General features: G+C 39.5%; 24 protein-coding genes and 5 tRNA genes. 11 read left to right on the top strand and 18 right to left on the bottom strand.

The genetic code is table 11. The features are described from left to right. The first annotated feature begins 14 nt into the window (after positions 1-14). The 3 genes from IPF86_01890 (at position 15) to IPF86_01880 (ending at position 2,530) form a co-directional block, all read left to right on the top strand. Entirely contained in the window at positions 15-371 is a 357-nt protein-coding gene (locus tag IPF86_01890; protein QQR50649.1) for a hypothetical protein, read from the top strand. A 93-nt stretch (positions 372-464) separates the two neighbouring features. Continuing rightward, positions 465-1,790 (top strand): transcription termination/antitermination protein NusA, encoded by a 1,326-nt coding sequence (gene nusA, locus IPF86_01885; protein ID QQR50648.1) that lies wholly within the window; start codon positions 465-467, stop codon positions 1,788-1,790. 152 nt (positions 1,791-1,942) lie between these two features. Continuing rightward, positions 1,943-2,530: an inorganic diphosphatase gene (locus IPF86_01880; GenBank protein ID QQR50647.1), complete on the top strand. Its 588-nt coding sequence runs from the start codon at positions 1,943-1,945 to the stop codon at positions 2,528-2,530. Positions 2,531-2,604: 74 nt separating this feature from the next. On the opposite strand, the gene IPF86_01875 is transcribed toward IPF86_01880, so the two are convergent. Further along, positions 2,605-2,910: a hypothetical protein gene (locus IPF86_01875; protein ID QQR50646.1), complete on the bottom strand. Its 306-nt coding sequence runs from the start codon at positions 2,908-2,910 to the stop codon at positions 2,605-2,607. A 94-nt stretch (positions 2,911-3,004) separates the two neighbouring features. Between IPF86_01875 and IPF86_01870 the strand changes: the two genes are divergently transcribed. After that, positions 3,005-4,057, top strand: coding sequence for a hypothetical protein (locus IPF86_01870; GenBank protein ID QQR50645.1), 1,053 nt, complete (start codon positions 3,005-3,007; stop codon positions 4,055-4,057). Between the two features lie 199 nt (positions 4,058-4,256). Here the strand turns inward: IPF86_01870 and IPF86_01865 are convergent, their stop codons facing one another. Beyond that, on the bottom strand, positions 4,257-4,955 hold the full coding sequence (locus tag IPF86_01865) for a hypothetical protein (protein QQR50644.1): 699 nt from the start codon (positions 4,953-4,955) through the stop codon (positions 4,257-4,259). 277 nt (positions 4,956-5,232) lie between these two features. On the opposite strand from IPF86_01865, the gene clpP reads away from it, so the two are divergent. Next, positions 5,233-5,823 (top strand): ATP-dependent Clp endopeptidase proteolytic subunit ClpP, encoded by a 591-nt coding sequence (gene clpP / locus IPF86_01860; GenBank protein QQR50643.1) that lies wholly within the window; start codon positions 5,233-5,235, stop codon positions 5,821-5,823. Positions 5,824-6,040: 217 nt separating this feature from the next. Continuing rightward, positions 6,041-7,567 carry a ribonuclease Y gene (gene rny / locus IPF86_01855; protein QQR50642.1) on the top strand — a complete coding sequence of 509 codons (1,527 nt, stop codon included), beginning with the start codon at positions 6,041-6,043 and terminating at the stop codon, positions 7,565-7,567. Positions 7,568-7,640: 73 nt separating this feature from the next. Here rny and IPF86_01850 read toward each other — a convergent pair whose 3' ends face one another. From IPF86_01850 to IPF86_01835, 4 genes are all read right to left on the bottom strand, one after another. After that, entirely contained in the window at positions 7,641-7,964 is a 324-nt protein-coding gene (locus IPF86_01850) for a hypothetical protein (GenBank protein ID QQR50641.1), read from the bottom strand. 468 nt (positions 7,965-8,432) lie between these two features. Then, positions 8,433-8,606: a hypothetical protein gene (locus IPF86_01845; GenBank protein ID QQR50640.1), complete on the bottom strand. Its 174-nt coding sequence runs from the start codon at positions 8,604-8,606 to the stop codon at positions 8,433-8,435. Between the two features lie 37 nt (positions 8,607-8,643). Then, a complete protein-coding gene (locus IPF86_01840) occupies positions 8,644-9,030 on the bottom strand; it encodes a hypothetical protein (protein ID QQR50639.1) in 387 nt (128 codons plus the stop codon). Between the two features lie 501 nt (positions 9,031-9,531). After that, positions 9,532-10,182, bottom strand: coding sequence for a hypothetical protein (locus tag IPF86_01835; GenBank protein ID QQR50638.1), 651 nt, complete (start codon positions 10,180-10,182; stop codon positions 9,532-9,534). A 1,714-nt stretch (positions 10,183-11,896) separates the two neighbouring features. On the opposite strand from IPF86_01835, the gene IPF86_01830 reads away from it, so the two are divergent. From IPF86_01830 to IPF86_01820, 3 genes are all read left to right on the top strand, one after another. Continuing rightward, positions 11,897-12,670, top strand: a complete 774-nt coding sequence (locus tag IPF86_01830) for a winged helix-turn-helix transcriptional regulator (protein ID QQR50637.1) — start codon at positions 11,897-11,899, stop codon at positions 12,668-12,670. A 139-nt stretch (positions 12,671-12,809) separates the two neighbouring features. Further along, complete coding sequence (locus tag IPF86_01825) at positions 12,810-13,082, top strand: HU family DNA-binding protein (GenBank protein ID QQR50636.1); 273 nt, start codon at positions 12,810-12,812, stop codon at positions 13,080-13,082. Between the two features lie 172 nt (positions 13,083-13,254). Next, a complete protein-coding gene (locus IPF86_01820; GenBank protein QQR50635.1) occupies positions 13,255-13,692 on the top strand; it encodes a hypothetical protein in 438 nt (145 codons plus the stop codon). A gap of 482 nt (positions 13,693-14,174) precedes the next feature. Here IPF86_01820 and IPF86_01815 read toward each other — a convergent pair whose 3' ends face one another. The 12 genes from IPF86_01815 to IPF86_01760 form a co-directional block, all read right to left on the bottom strand. Continuing rightward, on the bottom strand, positions 14,175-14,444 hold the full coding sequence (locus IPF86_01815; protein ID QQR50634.1) for a hypothetical protein: 270 nt from the start codon (positions 14,442-14,444) through the stop codon (positions 14,175-14,177). Between the two features lie 64 nt (positions 14,445-14,508). Then, entirely contained in the window at positions 14,509-15,063 is a 555-nt protein-coding gene (locus tag IPF86_01810; GenBank protein QQR50633.1) for a hypothetical protein, read from the bottom strand. Between the two features lie 211 nt (positions 15,064-15,274). Further along, positions 15,275-15,598: a hypothetical protein gene (locus IPF86_01805; protein QQR50632.1), complete on the bottom strand. Its 324-nt coding sequence runs from the start codon at positions 15,596-15,598 to the stop codon at positions 15,275-15,277. A gap of 15 nt (positions 15,599-15,613) precedes the next feature. After that, positions 15,614-16,270, bottom strand: a complete 657-nt coding sequence (locus tag IPF86_01800; protein QQR50631.1) for a hypothetical protein — start codon at positions 16,268-16,270, stop codon at positions 15,614-15,616. A gap of 123 nt (positions 16,271-16,393) precedes the next feature. Next, positions 16,394-16,464, bottom strand: a tRNA-Gly gene (locus IPF86_01795). 148 nt (positions 16,465-16,612) lie between these two features. Continuing rightward, a tRNA-Arg gene (locus tag IPF86_01790) sits at positions 16,613-16,684 on the bottom strand. Positions 16,685-16,687: 3 nt separating this feature from the next. Next, positions 16,688-17,032: an MscL family protein gene (locus IPF86_01785; protein ID QQR50630.1), complete on the bottom strand. Its 345-nt coding sequence runs from the start codon at positions 17,030-17,032 to the stop codon at positions 16,688-16,690. Between the two features lie 154 nt (positions 17,033-17,186). Further along, a tRNA-Pro gene (locus IPF86_01780) sits at positions 17,187-17,259 on the bottom strand. A gap of 304 nt (positions 17,260-17,563) precedes the next feature. Then, on the bottom strand, positions 17,564-17,998 hold the full coding sequence (locus IPF86_01775) for a hypothetical protein (protein ID QQR50629.1): 435 nt from the start codon (positions 17,996-17,998) through the stop codon (positions 17,564-17,566). Positions 17,999-18,068: 70 nt separating this feature from the next. Further along, on the bottom strand, positions 18,069-18,458 hold the full coding sequence (locus IPF86_01770; GenBank protein QQR50628.1) for a YraN family protein: 390 nt from the start codon (positions 18,456-18,458) through the stop codon (positions 18,069-18,071). 27 nt (positions 18,459-18,485) lie between these two features. Continuing rightward, a complete protein-coding gene (locus IPF86_01765) occupies positions 18,486-18,980 on the bottom strand; it encodes an NUDIX hydrolase (GenBank protein ID QQR50627.1) in 495 nt (164 codons plus the stop codon). Positions 18,981-19,462: 482 nt separating this feature from the next. Further along, a tRNA-Gly gene (locus IPF86_01760) sits at positions 19,463-19,536 on the bottom strand. A 116-nt stretch (positions 19,537-19,652) separates the two neighbouring features. Between IPF86_01760 and IPF86_01755 the strand changes: the two genes are divergently transcribed. Together IPF86_01755 and IPF86_01750 are read left to right on the top strand one after the other, a co-directional pair. After that, a tRNA-Arg gene (locus tag IPF86_01755) sits at positions 19,653-19,724 on the top strand. Between the two features lie 16 nt (positions 19,725-19,740). Next, positions 19,741-21,246 carry an HD domain-containing protein gene (locus IPF86_01750; protein QQR50626.1) on the top strand — a complete coding sequence of 502 codons (1,506 nt, stop codon included), beginning with the start codon at positions 19,741-19,743 and terminating at the stop codon, positions 21,244-21,246. Positions 21,247-21,257: the final 11 nt, after the last annotated feature.

The following is a 21,257-nucleotide window of genomic DNA, read 5'->3' as shown; positions in this document are numbered from 1 at the left end:
TATACTCACCACATATGAAATCACCAGAACAATCATTTGCTTCCCAGGCAGAATCCAAAGAGAACTACATTGGGCGTTTGGCCGCTAAAGCAGCTACTAAAATGAAAATGCTTATTCCAGCCTTGCTTATGACTGTGGCCACAACCCAAAGCTTTGCAAACATAGATACTTCGCTAGATGATAAAAAGCCCAAGAAAACAACAGAGCAAAAAGCTGAAACTCGCAAAAAAATAATGGGGGTATTACTACAAGTTGGTGACGCGGCAACAGCAAATGCAAGCGATCAAACTCGTTCGACATATCATAAAGCCAAGCAAGTAGCCATAGCTGTCGAAGGCGGTATTTCTACTATAGAAAACAACAAAAAATAGTTGCACATTTCTCTGAAAATGCTATAGTAGTGATGTAAGAGAAGTTCGCGGAAGCGGACTTTTTTTCTTAAAAATTAATAACAATACAATAATATGTTAGACCTCAAAGTACTAAAATCAGCGCTTGAACAGCTCGAAGAAGAGCGCAAGATTCCAAAAGAGAAAATCATAGATGCCATCGAGCAATCTCTCGCAGCTGCCTACAAGAAAGAATACGGCAAACGCGGCCAAATTATCCGTGCTAAATTTGATCTCGAAGTTGGCACAACCGAATTCTACCAAGTCAAAAAAGTTGTCGATGACACGACTGTACGAGTCGTATCACCTGAAATACTCGATGAAGAAGACAAGCCAGAAGAGGGCGACGAGCGTGTGCGTTACAACGAAGAACATCATATCTTTATCGATGACGCACGCAAGATAAAAAAAGGTATCGAACTCGATGAAGAAATCATATTCCCACTTGAAACCAAAGAAGACTTTGGTCGTATTGCCGCACAAACTGCCAAGCAAGTCATCATCCAACGCATCAGAGAAGCTGAACGAAGTTCAATCATGGATGAATACGGCACAAAGGAAGGCGAAATCATCAACGGCGTCGTCCAAAAGATAGAGCGAGGTATTGTGTATATTGATTTCAATCGAGCAACAGGCATATTGCCATTCGAAGAACAAATCCCTGGCGAATCATATCGCCGTGGTGAGCGTATTCGTGCCTACCTCTACCTCGTCGAAGAAACTCCTCGAGGTATCACACTCAAACTTTCACGTACCCATCCAAAATTCTTAGAGAAACTTTTTGAACTCGAAGCACCAGAAATCGCATCAGGTGTTGTTGTTATCAAAGCGATCGCTCGTGAAGCAGGCTCCCGAAGTAAAATGGCAGTTATGTCGACCGATGATCATGTTGATCCAGTCGGCTCATGTGTGGGCCAGCGCGGTGTTCGTGTGACGACCGTTATGAATGAGCTCGCTGGTGAGAAGATCGATATTATTCCTTGGTCAGAAAATATTTCTACGTTTGTTGCAAGCGCACTCTCGCCTGCCAAGGTCCTCGATATTGATATGGAAGAAAACGAACACAAAGCCCTCATTGAAGTCGCAGATGATCAGCTCAGTCTTGCTATCGGCAAAGGCGGACAAAATGTCCGACTCGCAGCAAAACTCACTGGTTGGCGCATCGATATCAAAGGTATCAAGGGTGAAGATGTTTCAGAGAAAGTCGATGGCGACGATGAAGGCTATGTATCACTCGGAGACCTCACCAAAGAAAAATCTGCTGATGAAAATGCTGACACGAAACCTAAAACTAAAAAGAAAAGTGCAACTAAAGATGTTCCCGCAGAAGTAAATGAAGATGTTTCTGGTGAACCTACTGTAGCTATCGCTGAAGAACCAGAGGAACAAAAAAGCGAATAATAAAGTACTCGCAACAATATCTCTTTTTGTTGCGGGGCGCAGTCAATAAGTCGCACTCGTCCTCACTGCAAAGAAGATACTGTCGCGAGTAAATACTATCTCCTGAATTTTAATTCATCTTTCGTAATTATTAATTAATACTTATTTAACTCATGGCCAACATAAACCACAAACCATCAAAATACATGCTCAATCTCCAGCATGTGCTCGATCCCTATGTAAACAAAGACGACAATACTGTGAATGCAATTATCGAAATAAATTCTGGTTCGATCAATAAATACGAGCTCATCACTGAAACCGGCCATCTCAAGCTCGATCGCGTCGGCTACTCATCGCTCGCGTACCCTGTTGCCTATGGTGCGATTCCTAAGACCTGGGACCAAGATGGCGACCTTCTCGATATGATCGTTGTTGACGTCACCGAAGCATTAGTGCCTGGCTCACTCGTTGAAGCTCGTGTTATTGGTATTATGAAATTTGAAGACGCGGGCGAGCGTGATGATAAAGTGATCACTGTACTCTCAGATGACAAGCGCATGGATCACCTCACCTCTCTCGATCAACTCGGCGAACACTGGAAAAAGGAGACTGAATATTATTTCGAGCACTACAAAGACCTCAAGAAACCCGGCACATGTAAAGTCTTGGGATTCTTTGACGCAGCCGAAGCAAAAAAGATTATCGATGAATGTGCTGCTCGTTACGAGAGTGACTACGCTCCGAAGTTAGAGGAATAAAAAAATAAATTTTGCAAAAGAAAAAGCGTCCAGAAAAAATCTGAGCGCTTTTTTGTAAATTCTTCATAGAAACATTATGCAAAACTAATTTTATCCCTTAATTCCTCCAGAGCTTTTATTAATTTCTCTGGCTTACCGTTCACTGCAGAAGTGTGAAGGAAAGAACTGTTGGAAATTTCCCTTAGTAAATTCTCAATTTTTTCTCCACTGCCATTTTCTTTTTCTTCCGCAGAAAGTACAAGTAATTTTATTGCTTCTTTCCACTCATTCATACTGTCCATAATATTATCAAATCTTTTTTCACCAATTGCTTTAATCAGTTTTACCCTTACTTTGAGAAATTCATTTTCCATTTTTTTTATTTTTAGGTTTGAAGACATATTATCACAATAAATCATTATTGTCAATTGCTCTGTATCTTATACATTTCAACACTTTTTGACAAAAACACTTCTCCCAAGTACACTCGAATCCATGCAACCAAAAATCACTAAACTAGAAAAAAGCAGAATTGAGATCGAAGGTGAAATACCTGAAGCAGAATTCAAGACATTCGAAACCAAAGCTATCGAGCATTTGCTCGCAAATTTCGAAATGCCTGGCTTTCGTAAAGGCAAAGTCCCTGTTGATGTATTCCGCAAACAAATCGGCGACATGCCGATCCTTGAGGAAATGGCAGAACTTGCCATGGCAAAACACTATCCAGAAATCCTGGAGAGTGAGAAGATCGACGCTATCGGCCGGCCTGAAATCATGATTACCAAGCTTGCCAAAGATAATCCCCTCGGTTTCAAAATCCGCACCGCCGTACTGCCTGAGCTCACCTTACCCGACTATAAAAAGATAGCTACGGAGGCTTTTAGCAAAGAAGTGAAGGCAGAAGTAACCGAGAAGGAAGTCGACGATGCAATACTTGAATTCAGGAAAATGCGCGCCCATCAAGAACTTCACAAAGACGACACTAGCGAATCGCATGAGCACAATCATCCAGAATTAACGGAGGAAGCATTGCCGCCGTTTGATGATACTTTCGCCCAAGCTGTTGGTAATTTTAAAACAGCTGATGAGCTCAAGGAAAAAATTCGAGAAAATATCCTACTCGAGAAAAAGAATAAAGAAGAAGAGAAGAAACGCATTGCAGCAGTTGAGAAAATCATCGATGGTGTCAAAGTCGATGTACCTGAAATTTTAATTGAAGCTGAACTCAATAAAATGTTCCACCGCATGGAGAGCGACATTTCAAATATGGGACTCAATATGGACGACTACTTGAAGCACGTAAAGAAGACCAAGGAATCTCTTCGTGAGGAATGGAGAAAAGATGCCGAGCGCCGAGCAATACTTGAGCTTACACTCAACAAAATCGCCCAAGTCGAAAATATTACCGTACCAAAAGAAAACATTGATACCGAAGTAAAGAAACTTATGGATATGTACAAAGATGCTGATCCGCTCCAAGCAGAGCTCTATGTTGAGAATATTCTTAGGAATGAAAAAGTGTTTAGTTTCCTAGAAGGGCTCAAATAAACCTCTGAAATTGCTAAGTTGAATAAGTAACATCGATCACTTCTCGCCCCGTACGAAATAGGTTATTTATTAACCGTTATTTTGTTTGGGGTGTTTAAGTTTCTTGAAGAACAGAAGTAAAATACTTGCCACTGATTACTTTATGTAATAAAAAACACCCTCTATAATTGAGGGTGTTTTGCTTCGCATAGGCGAAACATCATTGCGGCACGGGCACTGTCGCACCAGGCCGCGGGATTGAATCTGACTTTGGAACAGTTGGCATACTGGGAAGTGCTTTGGTTTGCTGCACGACTCCCTGTACCGACTTAAATTCAATTTTCGTTCCATCAGGGAATGTAGAACTAAATTCCACATTGGATCCATCACAAGGTTTTGTAACCCTGCTCGGTAACGGCGCCTGTATTATCCGGACTTTGGATTTTTCGCGAGAGTTTTTTTCAATATCCCTCAAATTGTATCCTCTAACCGAGTCGGCAACCATGTGATAATCTTTATCTTCTGTGGTCCATACCTCTCCTACAACTTCCCATACAAATATTTTTTTGCCTAAATACTTCGTATGGTATGACGTAGGTCGAACTCTTCCCCAGACTTCAAAACCATGAATCTTGCCATCTAATGCAAGATTTAGGATATCAGTAAGCTTAGCCTTGTCAATGCAGCGGACAAAAATTGTTTTGCCTGCAGCGTCTTGGACCCGGACAGTCAAAGGATCCACAGCAATCGGGGAAGAAAATTTAATTGTCGCAATGTAATTATCTACAAAAGCTGCATCCGGTTGGTTTTCGAAAAGCATTTCCCTCTTTGCCTGACGATCACCGTCCCAGCAAGAGGTCATTGAAATGACAAATAAAGTAAGGGTTGCCAGTGGCAAAAAGGAAAAGATTTTCTTCATCTTTATGTTTTTTTTGTTTTTATGAAATTAAACGGGAACAATTTGTGCCTATATCATAGCATACTATACCCTATTCTGTCAAGTCCCTCAGAATGCCCTATTTTGCTATACTTAATCTGTTACTAATCAAGTTTAACCTTACCTTTTACCTATATGTTAATCCCAACAGTTACCCCAGAACGAAAGCTTCATCTCAGACGCACACAAAACTTCGTACGGGGCGAGACGATATAGTACGACGTTTTATATGACCAATTACTAAATAATTAATTTAACCATGTTGATTCCTACTGTTATTGAAAAATCACAATTCGGCGAACGAGCCTACGATATTTACTCCAGACTGCTTCGCGAGCGCATTATTTTCTTAGGCGGCGTCATTGATGATCATGTTGCAAACATCGTCATCGCGCAACTCATCTTCCTCGCCAATGAAGATCCCAAGCGTGATATTAGTCTCTATATCAACTCTCCTGGTGGTGTGATTTCTTCAGGTCTTGCAATCTATGACACGATGAATTTCGTCAAACCTGATATTTCAACGATTTGTGTTGGCATGGCTGCATCAATGGGAGCATTTCTCCTTTCTGGTGGTGCCAAAGGCAAACGCTTCGCACTTCCTAACTCTGAGATCATGATTCACCAGCCGAGCGGCGGCGCTGAAGGCCAAGCAACCGATATTGAGATCTCTGCTAAGCACATCATCAAATCACGGCATCAGCTCAATCAAATCATGGCAAAAAATACTGGTCAGAAACTTGCACAAATCGAAAAAGATGTCGAACGTGATTTCTTCATGAGCGCCGAAGAAGCACTCAAGTACGGCATCGTAGACGAAATCATCACCAAACCTAAGTCAGACAAGTAACACTACTGACGGTTAAGCATTCGTGACATCCTCATGAAGATTTGCTACTATGAAAGTATCGATTTTTATTAAATAGTTATTTCCTGATTTCCAAAAATTCCGCTTTCTCACGCTCCGATGTTTGTTCACACTATGGTTACACAATATTTAGAACTTGCATCTTACTCTCGACATTCCGCACACGCGGTGCTTTTGGCATAAGGAAATCTGAAAATATATGAATTTGCACTTACTAGCCTTTTTGGCTATAGCAGCACTTGCCGGTGTCGGTATTGGCTACTATCTACGACTCATCATATCTCTCGGACAGAAAGGTTCGATGGAGCTTGAGATCAAGAAGACCATGATTGATGCCAAAGAAGAAGCCCAGAGAATCTTGGACGAAGCCAAGAAAAAAGCAGAAGATCGCGACGAGGAGCTTAAAAATGAAGAGAGGAAGAAAGAAGTAGAATTCAAAGACACAGAGAAGCGTCTCATCAAGAAAGAAGAACTGCTCGATGCGCGACAAGTCGAGATCGACAAGGAAGTCGAAAACATCAAACTCAAGATCGAGGACATCAAGAAGATCAAAGAGAAAGCTGTCGAGCTTGAAGGTGAGAAAGCTAAAGCCCTCGAACGTGTCGCAGGACTTTCTCGTGAAGATGCCAAGAGCGAACTTGTGCGAAGTGTTGAGAATGAATACGAAGAGGACTTTCTTATTCGTATGCAGAAGCTTGAAAACTCGAACGCCGAAAAACTTGAGAACCGTGCCAAAGACATACTCGCGACCTCTATCCAACGTCTCGCATCTTCGACAGCAGCTGAACTCATGACGACTAACGTTGCGATTCCTTCAGATGAAATCAAAGGCAAAATCATTGGTAAAGAAGGCCGTAACATCAGAGCTTTCGAACGAGCAGCGGGTGTTGAACTCATCGTCGACGATACACCTGGCACGATCGTTATTTCATCATTTGACCCTGTACGACGTCAGATCGCCCGACTTGCACTTGAGAATTTGATTCTCGATGGCCGTATCCAACCAGCCAAAATCGAAGAAATGGTTGATAAGGCCAAAGATGATATCAACAAAATCATCAAAGAAAAAGGTGAGCAAGCCGTCTATGAATGTGGCATCTTTAACTTTGATCCACGTATTATCGCCATCTTGGGTCGCCTCTACTTCCGCACGAGCTACGGACAGAACGTCTTGCAACATTCGATCGAAATGACCCATATTGCTGGCATGCTCGCAGAAGAACTCGGAGCTGACGTCGCTATTGCCAAAGCTGGCGCACTCGTCCACGACATCGGCAAAGCGCTCGACCATGAAGTCCAAGGCACACATATCGATATCGGTATCCGCATCCTTCAGAAATTTGGTGCTGATCCACGCATCATCGTCGCTATGAAAAGTCACCATGATGACTGTCCTCATGAGACGATCGAAGCTGTCATTGTTCAGACTGCGGACTATATCTCAGGCGGACGTCCTGGTGCACGACGTGATAGTGTCGAGAATTATCTCAAGCGTCTCGCCGAACTCGAAGCACTCGTCAACCAATTCCCTTCAGTCGAGAAATCCTACGCACTTTCTGCTGGTCGTGAGATCAGAATATTCGTCACCCCTGAGAAAATCACTGACGTCGAAGCCAAAGACCTCGCCCGTGATGTTGCCAAGAAAATCGAATCCGAACTCAAGTATCCAGGTGAAATCAAAGTCACCCTCATACGGGAGACACGTGTAATCGAATACGCAAGATAGTTGAATTTTTTAGTATAAGAAAATCCGTCCAGAGTAACTCTTGGACGGATTTTATTTACACATCTCTTTTATTTCAACGTTTCAATGCACGAAATGATTCATCGCCAGTAACTTCAGCAAAAATAATTTTGAAATTCTTATTATCAACAATTGTAAATTGAGCACGAGCAACATTTCGCATCCGTTGTTTAATTGCTTCCACTAAACTCCCTGCCAGTTTTTTGAATTGATCATTGGGTAACAAATTTTCTTCATATACTTTCGCTGCCTGATATGCCGGCACGAGTTCATCACCTGTCATTTGATTAATACCTGTAAACATGGCATTAAGTTTTGTAAGAACATCATCATTTGATGTTTGTAAATTTCTGAAAATGTGTGCTAGTGTGTTAGGCATTATTGTTTTTTTTTAAAATGAACTGAATATTTCTACGGAACCTCAAGTCCATGCTTCAGATTCTGATAAAAACAGGAAACGTACCATCTTACATAATAAATTCCCGATTTCTTAAATTACCATATAATGTATACGATGTCAAAATAAAATCCGCCTGTATGTAGGTCGGATTTATATGCTTCTTATTAGGCAAAAGCTTTGCTATGTTTTTCCTTCCTGTAGTATTTACTTTTATCCTTGAATGGCTTTTGTTTCGTATCGACTCCCATAAAAATAGTTCGTGACATATGTTTGATTTCTTTGACTTTATCAAAGGTAACCGTAAATGATGACTTCTTCTTATGGTTTGCTATAATTATATTTTTTAAATGAACAACTTATCCGCCTTTGGCGGGTTTCATTTTGAAAACACAAATCACTTTATGTTCTCAAAAATCTGGACAACGTTTGTTGTCCATGTCCTGGAAGCTACCTGCTTCCGTTACCCATCGGCGTCATAATAATCCTTTTTTCAAAATGTCTCTGTCCTCTCTTCATTTTCTCTCTCGGCGTGCCGTCAAATGCAAAATTATTGCGTGCTAAAAGTTTGTTGGCAGTAGCATAGAGCTTACGCTTTTTTTCTTCGGTAATGCTTACAATCATAAGTTCATTTGGTTTAGTGAAAAAATATTATGCACCATTATTTCAATCCTGCACGCAAGAATTCAATCAAACTGGCATGATCGCCGGTAGCGCATGTACCTTGTTCCTTTACAATCAATCCGTCCCAATGTTCACCACCACTTGGGCAAACTGAGTAACAATACACTTTTACATCACTCATATTCGCTTTAAATTCTCGAGCGAACCAATCGCCATCGAGATTGGTCTCCTCGAAGACGTTCCCGGAAATAACAATTGTTTTCTTGTTGCTCCCAGCTGCCGCACGAAGTGCATCTTCTGGCGAAGTAAAAAACGTCATAATACTCAGACAGGATGGCAGATTTTCCGCCACCATTTCCCGTATACTGTTCAAATTTTCTTGATGCCTTTGCACAATAATAATTTTTTCAACTTGGTTGCCCATATTTGTTTTTTTATGAAAAGAACTTTATCTCTACAGAATCACGATCGTTGATCACGATTCTGATAAAGAGCCAATCCATCCGTAGACAGATTGGCTTTTCTACACATCAAGACACTGGCAAAGCACCTTGATGTATTTCTGGAAGCATGTTGCCTCGATGATGCACATCTCAATGTTTCAAAAGAAACATCTCCTCCCGTCAAGGAGTACGACGCGTCCGTACCACCACCGCATACGATACTCAATTCACCTCACTTGGGTAAACTGAGCTCCATTGGAATACATAGATTACACATGATCCGATACTGTTTCACCCCAGCATCCGCAATTCATTTCATCTACACACGCCCAAGCCAATGATTCAGATTGCCTGCGCAAACAATCCTGGGGCTTCATCGGTCTCCCCGTCGTGATTTTTGTGATCGATAGAACACATGCGATTAGCTCACTACGTTTGTACCGAGCTAAATAACATGGGCGACCGAATTCGTCGCCCCAATCCTATGTATGGATATACACTCCGGCTTTCGCAAGCGCACTTTTCACTTCATCAATCGATCGAATGTCTTTCGACGGCAATTCGATCTTGAAGAAAGTCACGTTCTTGGAAAGTTCCCATGCATAACTAAAAGTAATATCAGCCTGATTGAGTGCATATTTCATTTCGCGAAGCCTTTTACGGCAAGTCTCACAGCCTTGGTTCTGGCAAGAGCCGGTAACTTGAAAGTAGCAGTAGTCATTCGCGATATATAATGTGCGATCACCTCTCCAATCTCGGACATAAATTTTGTGCTCAAGTGCTTGATACTTTAGTGCCCGCACAAGTCCGATCATCGCCCATTCCAGTCTATTCTGTAAACTCTTTAATGCATTTTTATGCGACACGAGACGCCATGAATCCCAGTTCTTCGTTTCTGGAGAATGTTCAACGAACCGTTTTTTATAGTCCGTAAGCACCTCAATTACTGAGCTCGTATCATAACTGATTTGACGCGGCAAAACTTTTGCCTTAGTTAAATCAGAAGCAATATTTTCAATAGCATGAATCAAAGCACTCACGCGTTTTGTGCGAGCAAAGGCTGCGAGGCCATTTGTGGCATGCGTATGTGCAAGAGTAATCCAATATACAGGAAATGTGTTTGTGTTTTCCATAGTTCGAAAAGAATATACTGAGCACTATATGCGCAATAATGCCAACTATATTCTTTTCGAACGTTTACAAAGAACAATTTCATTTTGAAAACTCAATCGTAATTAAGTTCTCAAAAATCAGGGCAACATTTGTTGCCCAAAAGCTATAGAGTTACTCGCAACGTCATTCCGATGCGTTTTCTCCTACTCGGTGCGACCGAGATTACTCCATCAGCCGATGGATTCCGCTTTGACAGAGATCTTGCACTCTATCGCCACTTGGAGACTAGCCTGAACTCCCTTCCCCGGTTTGCGATCCTTATTCTTTCGAAAAGAGGGATCTATGAGAGGTTGGTGAAACTGCTAGAACCACTTTTATCGCTTGCGGCGAAAGGCATGTTAGACCTTCAAGAAATCATACACGCTACCTACGGCTTCATCGCTCTGAATACTTCACCCAACGCGGTATAGGTTACTAACAAGTGACTAATCCCGCAGATACCTACAACAATGACAGCGAATATCCAGATATTGTTATCAATCGTATTATTAATTGATTCCTTAATTTTTTTCATAATTTGAATGTGATTAGTTACCTTAATCACCATGAGAAACTAAGGTAACTAATCACATCTTTATAAAGAACAATTTCTCTACAGAATCACGATACTTGATCACGATTCTGATAAAGATGGGAAGCAGAGCTTCCCAGATTTTTAACCTTTAAAACGATATGTTCGGTATAATGGCTGAACCATATAAACCGAATTGTAAGTTTTAAAGATTACAACTCTACCTATCACAATGATACTGAGGATAGTGGTGGTTTCGATGCCATGCGAAGGACTGATTCCTTTTGCATAACAACTATCCCCGAGTTCCAAATCATAGCGAAGTCGACACATAAATTCACGGCCGATTTCGATTGGATGATCTGGTCCCCAAGAATCTCCGATTCTTGTGATAAGCACTGCATTACCTTTTTTCATGTTGTAACGTTTTAGTTTTGTTTGTTTTTTCGTGTAGATGACGCATGGAGCGCTTGAATTTCAGAAATACTTCAGGCGAAGTACAAACGTTACAATGAAAATTATTTGAAAGAACAAATCTCTACAGAACTTCGAATCATTGCTCAAAGGTCTGATAAAGCGGAGGAAAGAATATTTCCTCCATATGACATCAGCGAAGAGGACTCCATAGTGTGCATATACTCACACGCTACGTTCGATGGTTCCCAATGAATTATTTCATCATGGCAATGTCGTGAACCATCTACTCTTCTTTCAGCAGAACTTACTGGCTATATAAAGAACAAGGATTTAAATAGACCCGCCAGGTGCGCAAGCTTTCGCTAAAGGCGTGGCGGGTACGATCAAACTGTTTTGTAAGGATATCCTGATTTCGCAGGCAAGCAGATGCGGTCCTCGCGGAGCCCGTGCCAAGTTCCGTTAGTGAGTATGACCTATGAAGTTACCTTCATGGCGGCCCTCGTATAGTGGCGATGTCCACGACTTATCCCTTAAACAGCCTTTTCAAAGAGAGGTTACCAGAAGCAAGCTTCAACATACTTCCAGTAATCTCTCTTTGAAATATTTGGTATTGAATAATCTGGACATAACATACCAGTTTGATTCTATTTTGTCAACTATATTTGGTATATGTATTGTGATAGTATATTGTTAGTATTGATTATTTATAGATATTATTAATTTTTGTCAGAAATATTTGTCATTTTATGAAACAAATACCACAGGAATTGAAAGCTTCTTTACGCAAAGCTGGATTCGATCGAACGCAAGTAGAAATCATTGTTGCACTTTCAGGTGCAGAGCCACTTTCCATACAAGATGTTGCACAGCTAGTGCATTTGCCTCGGTCAAGCGTCCATCTTTCTATCGAAGAGCTAGTTGAAAAAGGCGCTGTCCTTGTTCAGAAGCAAGGTAAGCGAAGATTTTTCTATATTGATTCGCCTTTGCGCCTGCGTCAGATCATCAGCTATGATGAGACCAGTATCAATGAACGCAAAAGCATTCTTGAGCGGACACTACCAGAGCTACAAGCACTTTTCACGATCTCTCGCGGTGAGGAGCCTATCGAGATCGAAGAACTTGCAGGTGAAGATGGTTTCGTCGAGACATTTTATCGCTCGCTTGAAGGCGGTCATGCGGAAATTCTTCGTTTTGGCGGTGAAGCAGAGAAATTTACTATTGCAAGGGAGAAACTCAAAACATTTCGAGAAAAACGCGAGAAAAAGAAGATCAAAGTTCGGCTTCTATTACCAGAATCTCCATTTGCAGAATTTGAGAAGCAAGATGCTCTCGGCAAATCTCGCGAAGTACGATCGATTTCCAAAGAAATGTACAATCCGGACGTTCAGACATCAATTTTCGGTGATACAGTAGCATTTACTGTATGGGACAAAGGACTCCACACAGCGATTGTAAAAAATAGTAAAATTGCAGGCTTACTTACCTCGCTTTTTAACATTGCGTGGCAAAACGGAAAATAAGATTTGTCAAATTTAATCCTACCTTGCATTGTAAACAAAGGGCGATATACTTATAGGCAAGCGTTTGATGGTTTCGTACAACGCAACCAGATGACGGGTCGTTATATTATCACTTAGTTCCACACACATTTCTATTGCTATGAATAAACAAGCACTCGTAGAATGGGTTCATGGAAAGATTGGCGGCACCAAAGTTGCCGCTGAAGAAATTGTTGATGGCTTGATTGATGCGATCATTTCAACCTTGAAAAAGGGAGATGAGGTATCTATCGCTGGCCTCGGCATCTTCTCAGTCAAACAGCGCGCAGCGCGCATGGCTAGAAATCCAAAGACTGGTGAGCAAGTCAAAGTTGCTGCAGTCAAAGTTCCAAAATTCCGCGCAGCAAAAGCATTTAAGGACGCAGTTAAATAATTCCTTTGAAAAAAACTAGGATTATTTATCCTGAGTATCTCGAAGGACAAATAATTTTTTTCTCGAGAAAAAAATATATAAGAAAAAATCCGGTCCTATCCCCGGATTTTTTCTTTGCCTGCAAACTATTGCAAATCTCATACAAGCGAGTATAGTGGAGAAAAACTGCACTATGAAACTACTACTCTTGGTACTCATGAGTACCTTCATTTTGACAACACAAACATACGCACAAACAAATGCAACAGCAAAAGAGAGGGAGTTCTTCCCTACATGCACCCCGTCGTTTGTAAGTTTCAGAACGACGAATCAGGACTGCGGGGAAAGATTCGTTAATTTTGTTGAGAGCCACGGACTCATAATGAATACTGATTCTGGTGATGCCGGAACATCAATTTTTTATTTTAGTGAATGCGAACGTATATATACAGTTAAAGTAGACTGTAGTACCGGCACGACTAATGGCATCAGTATTGAAGAAAACGGCAAGAAAAGTGACAAGACCCTGGCTCAAATTCAGTCAATGGTTACCTATTATTTAAATATTGATCATGGAGTTCAACCGGAAGTGAACATCGACAAGATACAATATCGTGCTGTATGTTTATAAAGAAAAATTTTATTATCCCGACTTTGTTCGGGATTTTATTTGCTTAAAATTAATTGATGTGGTATAGTATGAGAAATAATTACTTAGCATGGAAAAGAACCTACAATTATTAATTGTTTTCGAAGAAAAGCCCGACGTTATTATATTCGGAAACAATTTATCAAAAATCATCATTCTAATTTCTTAGGAAAAATCATGTAAAAAATTCCCTTTCGAGGGAATTTTTATTTTGTGCGGGATGCTTGTCCGACCTTTGGCGGAGGAGAATCGGTCACGAATATTTTTTATTGCATAAAAATTTCTCGACCCCGACTCGGCCACGTCCTTCGGACGGCTTCGCGGCCTCCGTCTTTCGATTCTCCATCCGCAGTAAAACACTAAAACCTGAATGCTTTACATCCAGGTCAAGTGTTTTATGTGCACCACCGTGCAGGATGTTCGAACCGTGTTTCTAACAAGAAATAATGAATACATCCACATTCCTAATCTACAGTTTCCTCACAAACATTAAATCCATCTTTATATTTACAGTTTAAGCCACATTCGAATAAATCGTCGGGATTATTTCTAGAAATTTTTATGGAATCTGCCCAATCAAAACATTCCTCTTTTGTTTCAAATTTTGGACTATAGATATAGTTTTCAGCACAACTTAAACAACCATTTGGATAATAAAATCCTTCCCAAACGTCTTTTTTGTGAAAAATCCAAAATCCAGCCGCAATCAATAGAATTATTAATAAGTACTTCATCGGTAGTAAATAAATTTGGTTTTCTTGTAGATGAAGATTGTAGATACAATCATTCCTTCTATTCTCAGGCTTTTTTATTAATTTCCTTAAAAGCCCAGTTTATAAATTTCTTAATTTTCGGATGCAGGTCACAAAGATCTAGGGACTTCTCGTGAATGTTTACCATAAAGTGCTCGCCATTCCAAGTAGTTGCACCAACATCAAAAAACATTATTTGTGTGTGGACTGAATCACTATCTTCTTTCTTGGGACAATCTACAGAACGGTGTCCAGACCACTTATTGTCCATAAAATGGAGTACCCCATTTTTATGTAAATCATACCAAGTTTCTTTTAAATCAGGGTCTACGGGTTGTGTAACATCTTGAGAGCAAATGAAATGGTAAAAAGCTCCTAACTGATTAAGATATGCCGCTAATTCATACTTAATTTCATTTCTGGCGGCTTCAGACCGTTCATTGTCTGACTTAAAATTGCCTGCCAAATCAACAGGATGCCCCTCTTTTTCTAAAGTCTGATATCTAAAGAAATGATATTCTAAAGCCCCCTTAATTCTTTGTTCCATAGAAACAATCTGGAGTTTTGATAGAAATTTTCCTTTTTGCTTGTCTGATTGCATTTAACTATTTGTTACACCAAGCAAAACATTCCCTTATGGAATCGAACTAAGAATCTTATTTACTTGGTGATTTATTTTTGATAAATAAGGCTATTTTATAAGTGAGTTCGAGTACTTGCCATAAGTGGTAACTTTGTGCAACCACCGTGCAGGATGTTCGAACCGTGTTTCAGAAAAAATATGATGCTTATATACATATTCCTACTTTACATTAAATGCCTATTTCTACCTTCCAATTCATAGGTATTAAAGTGAGATTAATAGGATATTGGAAATTACTTGCTACTTTCCATTCCTTTAGCTTTAATTTGATGTCATTCACTAAAGCGTCTTCGTCTTTTATTTTCTTATCTGTCATGCGGACAAAAATTTCAATTGGAGCAATCTTAATTTTGATCCTTGCAGAATTCGCATATGTAAAGACATCTTCAATTCCTGTAACATTAGATACAATATCCCTTATAGCTTCCGATAGGGACTGAATATCCGGTTCAGGAACCAGATTACTATCATATTCGACATTTATCATTGGCATAGTAGACCCAGTATATCAAATTTTATAATAGATTATTATTTTCACAAGCTTAGACTGATTGAGTTTCCTTTTCCATCTCTTCATTCCAGAAACTAACAATAGCAGCAATTCGTTTATAGAAAACCATCCACCAAATTGACCCACTTTTTGAGACGGCGCCTGCATAGGAAAAAGTATCAGTGAAAGTTCCTTTATATTGAGCTTTTTTAATAAATCAGGTATAAATTCTACTGGTTGGAAATGTATCTTTATTTCATATAAATTATCTATAAAATTTCCTGTGCGCTTATTATATAGTCCTTTTGCTATTTTAGTAATAACTCTCTTTGTTCTTTCTTCTGATAATTTCAGCTGAGGAATTCTGTGGTCTTTTATATTAATAAACTCAATCCTTGAAAACATTTCTATTTGTTTATTTGGATTTTTATCATGACTTCTTTTTACTTTTTCCCAGACATTTTTAGCGCTTGGATTATTTTCAATATCTGCTATTGAAACAATATCAGTCCTAAATATTTCCTCATCATCTGAATACTCTTGGTTACATATTAAGTGGGTTGGAAGTGTCATTAAGTTTGATGGCTTTGGTTCAGGAAAAATATTTCGCGCTGGTACGTGATCCCTCGATACTTTTTCATTCATTATTTCTTTTAAACATAAATAGCATTTCATAATTTAAGATTATTAAACCATCGTGGAATCGAACTAAATACTAGTAATCAAAATTCAGTTCTTGTTGATAAATAAGGCGTATTATTAAAGGAGTTCGAGTAATTGCCAGATATAGCAAGTTTGTGCGGGATGGGAGAATCGAACTCCCGACACTAGTTTGGAAAACTAGAGTTATACCATTTAACTAATCCCGCAGTGAATGCTCACACAATAGCAAAAAATCATAGAAAATGCATCTGTGCCTTCGACAGGAATCTCGGCAACTGCCGCAGGTGAGTTTCGATCTCGTAAACTCGATAACGAAACTCCATTCGATTCCTGGCGCACACAAAACTCTTTGTGTGCCTTCGACAGGAATCGAACCTATATTACAAGTTCCGGAAACTTGCGTTCTATCCATTGAACTACGAAGGCAAATTATTCTTTCTTCCTATCTAGTTTTTCGAGTCCAAGCATCTTAAATCCAAAATAAACGACTGCAGCAATAACGACAAAATCAATAATTGACGAGACGAATGCTCCCCATTTAATGCTTGCCTGTCCAATAGTAATCATGCGTTCAGCAAGATCAACTTTACCGAGAATAATCCCGACGATCGGATTGATAACATTATCTACCAAAGACCCAACAATTTTTGATACTGCGCCACCTAAAATAAAACCGATCGCAAGACCAACAACTCCCTGCTCCCGGATGAAGTCAATAAATCCTTGTAGCTTAGAAACTTGTATTGGCATAGGCACATTTTTTTGCTCATCCATATAGTTATTTGGAAATTTAAAATTATCGTTTCCACACAAGCTTTGCTTTTGTCGGGAGTGGTTCGAACCCTGAGTCGCCTCATTTTTATAAAATGCCACGGAGATTTCCCAAATCTCCGGATACAATTCTTTTCATACCAATTTAAGATATGGGTCGGGGTGCAGGGATTCGAACCCTGAGTCGCCTGTTCCCAAAACAGGAATGTTAGCCGTTACACCACACCCCGACTCATATCTCAAAAATCTTATTGGTATGAAAAGAATTGTATCCCCAAAACAGGAATGCTCCCGATTTCTTAGTTTCAAAGAAACTGTAGAAATCACAGTCCAGCGGAGCGCAAGCGTAGTCGTGATTAGCCGTTACATTTACCCGACCACTGGCGGACCACACCCCGAAATCAATTAAAATTAAGAATTACGAATTAAAAACTGAACTTCCCTATCCTAGCATATTCCCCTTCAAATACAATGTTATTTACAATAATAGAAAAAATAAAAAAGCGACTTATGGTCGCCTTTCCTTGTGCTGTATCATTTTTTTGAACCTGAAGTAAATATTTTTATTGAATCAAATCTGACCTTAATAATTGGATACACAACCCTCAAAGATTCGTTTGCAGGAATTTCTCCCCCTGATATAAATTCCTTATCTTTTGTATAGGTCATCATTACACCAATCTCACTCAACGAATCCAAATACACATAGCTGTATAAAACAGTATCTTTCCATATAAGCACCTGCAGTAACTTCCCTTCTTTGGAAAGAGTTGCATTAAGATTATCCTTGTCGAAAAAATAAATATTTTTATCTTGAAACCGTACGTACAGGTTTCCATCTAAACGATTTACTTTTGTGTCATCAAAACGTCCCTTGTGCAACCGCTTCAATTGCACACTGTCAAGAATTGCCACTGGTCTTGCTGCATCTAATGGAATCTGAATTGGCACATTTTGTAATGCTGCCATAAAAAGAAGCAAAGTGTAGAACATACAAAAGTTTTTATCTTTATATAAGAAAATTTATATTTTGTCAAATTTACAAAATAATATTTTCTATGCGACGTACATGGGCTGTCTTTTTGTTTTCATTCAAAAGGACAACAATAAGATCAAATTGCCAATCAACTTCCCCACTCGTTTTCTCAAGGACATACGTCTGAATCGTTCGAGAGAGCCTCTGTAATTTCTTGGGATGCATATTTTCTTCTGGACGAATAGTTTCATGTGTAACACCCACTTGATTCTGAGATTTTACCTCAACAAAGTAAATTTTTTGGCCTTTTTGAGCTACAATATCTATTTCACCCCATTTTTTTGTATAGTTTCGCTCCGAAATAGTATACTCGTGCTTAGTAAGATACTTACAAGCTATATCTTCACCTAGTTCTCCAATTTTTTGGCTTTTTGATGTAAATACTTTTGGCATACTTAGATATCTGTCACACTAACAGATTTAAAGCTGATCTTTTAATTCTACAGCTCGTTGCATGATTCGCTCTCCAATTTTGCCCCAATCAAAATATTTCTTATAGTCACATGGTTCAATACATGCTATTTGCGTTATAGTACCCGCTGGATCTGAAATAAAAGGCCCGTATGGTGTTCCACATGAAACATATCGCAATTGATAAACAATGGAATTATCTCTTGTGTCCGTCACCTTTTGATAGCCTATGGGTAACATTTTTAGTAGTTTATGGTTTGATTCTTCTTGTACTTCCCTAATTAAAGTTTGTTCAAAAGTTTCACCAGGCTCAATTGTACCCCCTATGAGTCCCCATGTATTTTTATGACCGCCGTATCCAATGATTATTTTGTCTTCATTAAAACAAACCGTATATACCTGAGTACATTTTTCATATGGCAATATAGAAAAATCATCACAGTCTTCGTATTCAAGTATATATTTTACTTTTGAGTAGCCAATGTACTCTGCTTGTATTTTCATATAATTTGTTACACGTGTAACATAATGTTCAAAATATTGATAAGTTTCATGTGTAACTTATGAAATATGTTTCACGTGAAACATATTTGAATTTCATTGGTATTTATAAGACATACATTGTGTGTTATAGAAATGTCTTTAATAAAACGTTTATATATAAGGATATTCTGACATTATAGTCAAAAAATAAGATTTATTGGCTATAAATTTAAGCTGTCCTTTATACACTATATACACACAGTTATCCACATTTTGTTGATAATTAAGGATATTTATAGAATTAAAAGGACACTAAACAGTGGGACTTATAATTTATAGTATTGTAAGCGGGAAAGTTTGCTTACTTGCACTTACTCGGTGCGGGTAGGGAGAATCGGTTACTACATAACCGGGTGCTTTTCACCTCAAGTATAATTATATTGAGGATTGAAAAGCCTTTCGATCTCCCACGCAAGCAAAGCAGTTTGCTTGCTTACCCTTAGTGGTGCGGGTAGGGAGAATCGAACTCCCGTCTCATCCTTGGCAAGGACGTGTTCTACCACTAAACCATACCCGCAATAAAACAGTTGCATTATATTATTTTTCCTAGAGAAACGCAATTTTAACAATACTTTATAAGCATTATTTTACTTTTTTCAATTTTTTAGGTATAATTTTGCCATTAGAAATAAAGCACCCGTAGTGAAATGGATATCATACCTGCCTTCGAAGCAGATGTTGGGGGTTCGAATCCCTCCGGGTGCACATAATATAACAGGCAATGAGCCCAACCGTACAAAATAAGATTACTAGTGCTTCTCTTCCTCAGAGAGTTTTAGACGTGCTTGGGAAGCTACAGGGAGCAAACTTTGAGGCATATATAGTCGGAGGATCAGTTCGTGATCTTATGCTTGGTAAACAACCCAAAGATTGGGATGTTACAACGAATGCCGCTCCTGGAGACATCATAGGGTTATTTGAAAAAACAGTGTATGAAAATACGTATGGCACTGTAGCGGTGATATTCGAAGATGAGACTGACATGTCTTTGAGACAAATAGAAGTAACGCCATACCGTATTGAGTCTGAGTATAGTGATAAAAGACATCCAGACACTGTCCTTTTTAGTGACAAAATCGAAGATGATTTGAAAAGACGTGATTTTACAATAAATGCTCTGGCATATAGCCTAAAGGACAAGGGGGGAGTTGTTGACTTATTTGACGGTATCAAGGACATATATGAAGGACGCATACAAACTGTAGGGGACGCAGGCGAACGATTCAATGAAGATGCTCTTCGAATGTTACGAGCAGTACGTTTTGCTGTAACACTTAAAACATCTGAACATAAGCCTTTCGTTATTAGTAATGAAGTGGCTAATGCGCTTTTAGTACACGCACCATCTATTAGTCAAATCTCGACTGAGCGAATACGAGATGAGTTTATAAAAATCATTGCTTCTGATGAACCAGCAGTCGGCATAATGATGCTTGAGAAATTTGGACTACTGGGGCACATTATTCCTGAACTCAAAGAGGGTATTGGCTGTATCCAGGGCGGAGCACATCGTTATGATGTCTATGAACATCTCCTCATGGCACTTAAGCATGCAGCAGATAAAAACTGGCCGTTAGAAATAAGACTAGCAGCATTATTCCACGATATAGGTAAACCTCGCTCGAGGCGTCCAGGGGTGAAGAAAGCCTATACATTCTACGGCCATGAAGTTATCGGTGCTCGTATGGCAGCGAAAATCATGGAGCGTTTAAAATTTCCTAAGAAAACAACTGAACTCGTGGTGACCCTGGTTCGACAGCATATGTTCTTCTCCGATACAGAAACAATTACACTTTCAGCCGTACGGAGAGTTGTAGCAAAGGTTGGCAAAGAAAATATTTGGACACTTATGAATGTACGTGAGTGCGATAGGGTAGGGATGGCAAAAAAAGAAGCGCCATTTAGATTGCGCAAGTACCACGCTATGATCGAGGAAGTACTCCGTGATCCGATATCAGTCGGCGCACTTGCAATCGACGGTGTTGTATTAAAGAATGAACTCGGTATTACACCTGGACCACGCATGGGCTGGATACTCCATGCACTACTCGAAGAAGTACTCGATGATCCAACAAAAAATACCAAAGAGCATCTATCTGAACTTGTAAAATCACTAAATATGTTAGGCGACAGTGAACTCAAAGCGTTAGGGGAGCGAGGCAAAGAAAAGAAAGACGAGCTTGAAGAAAAAGAGGTTGGGGAATTGCATAAAAAACATGGAGTATAGAAAAAACCGAT

It is taken from the genome of Candidatus Nomurabacteria bacterium (assembly GCA_016699085.1).
Taxonomy (GTDB): domain Bacteria; phylum Patescibacteriota; class Minisyncoccia; order Phycocordibacterales; family UBA9973; genus CAZLWF01.
Note: the sequence above shows the minus strand (reverse complement) of the source record. Positions and strands in the feature narration are given on the sequence as shown.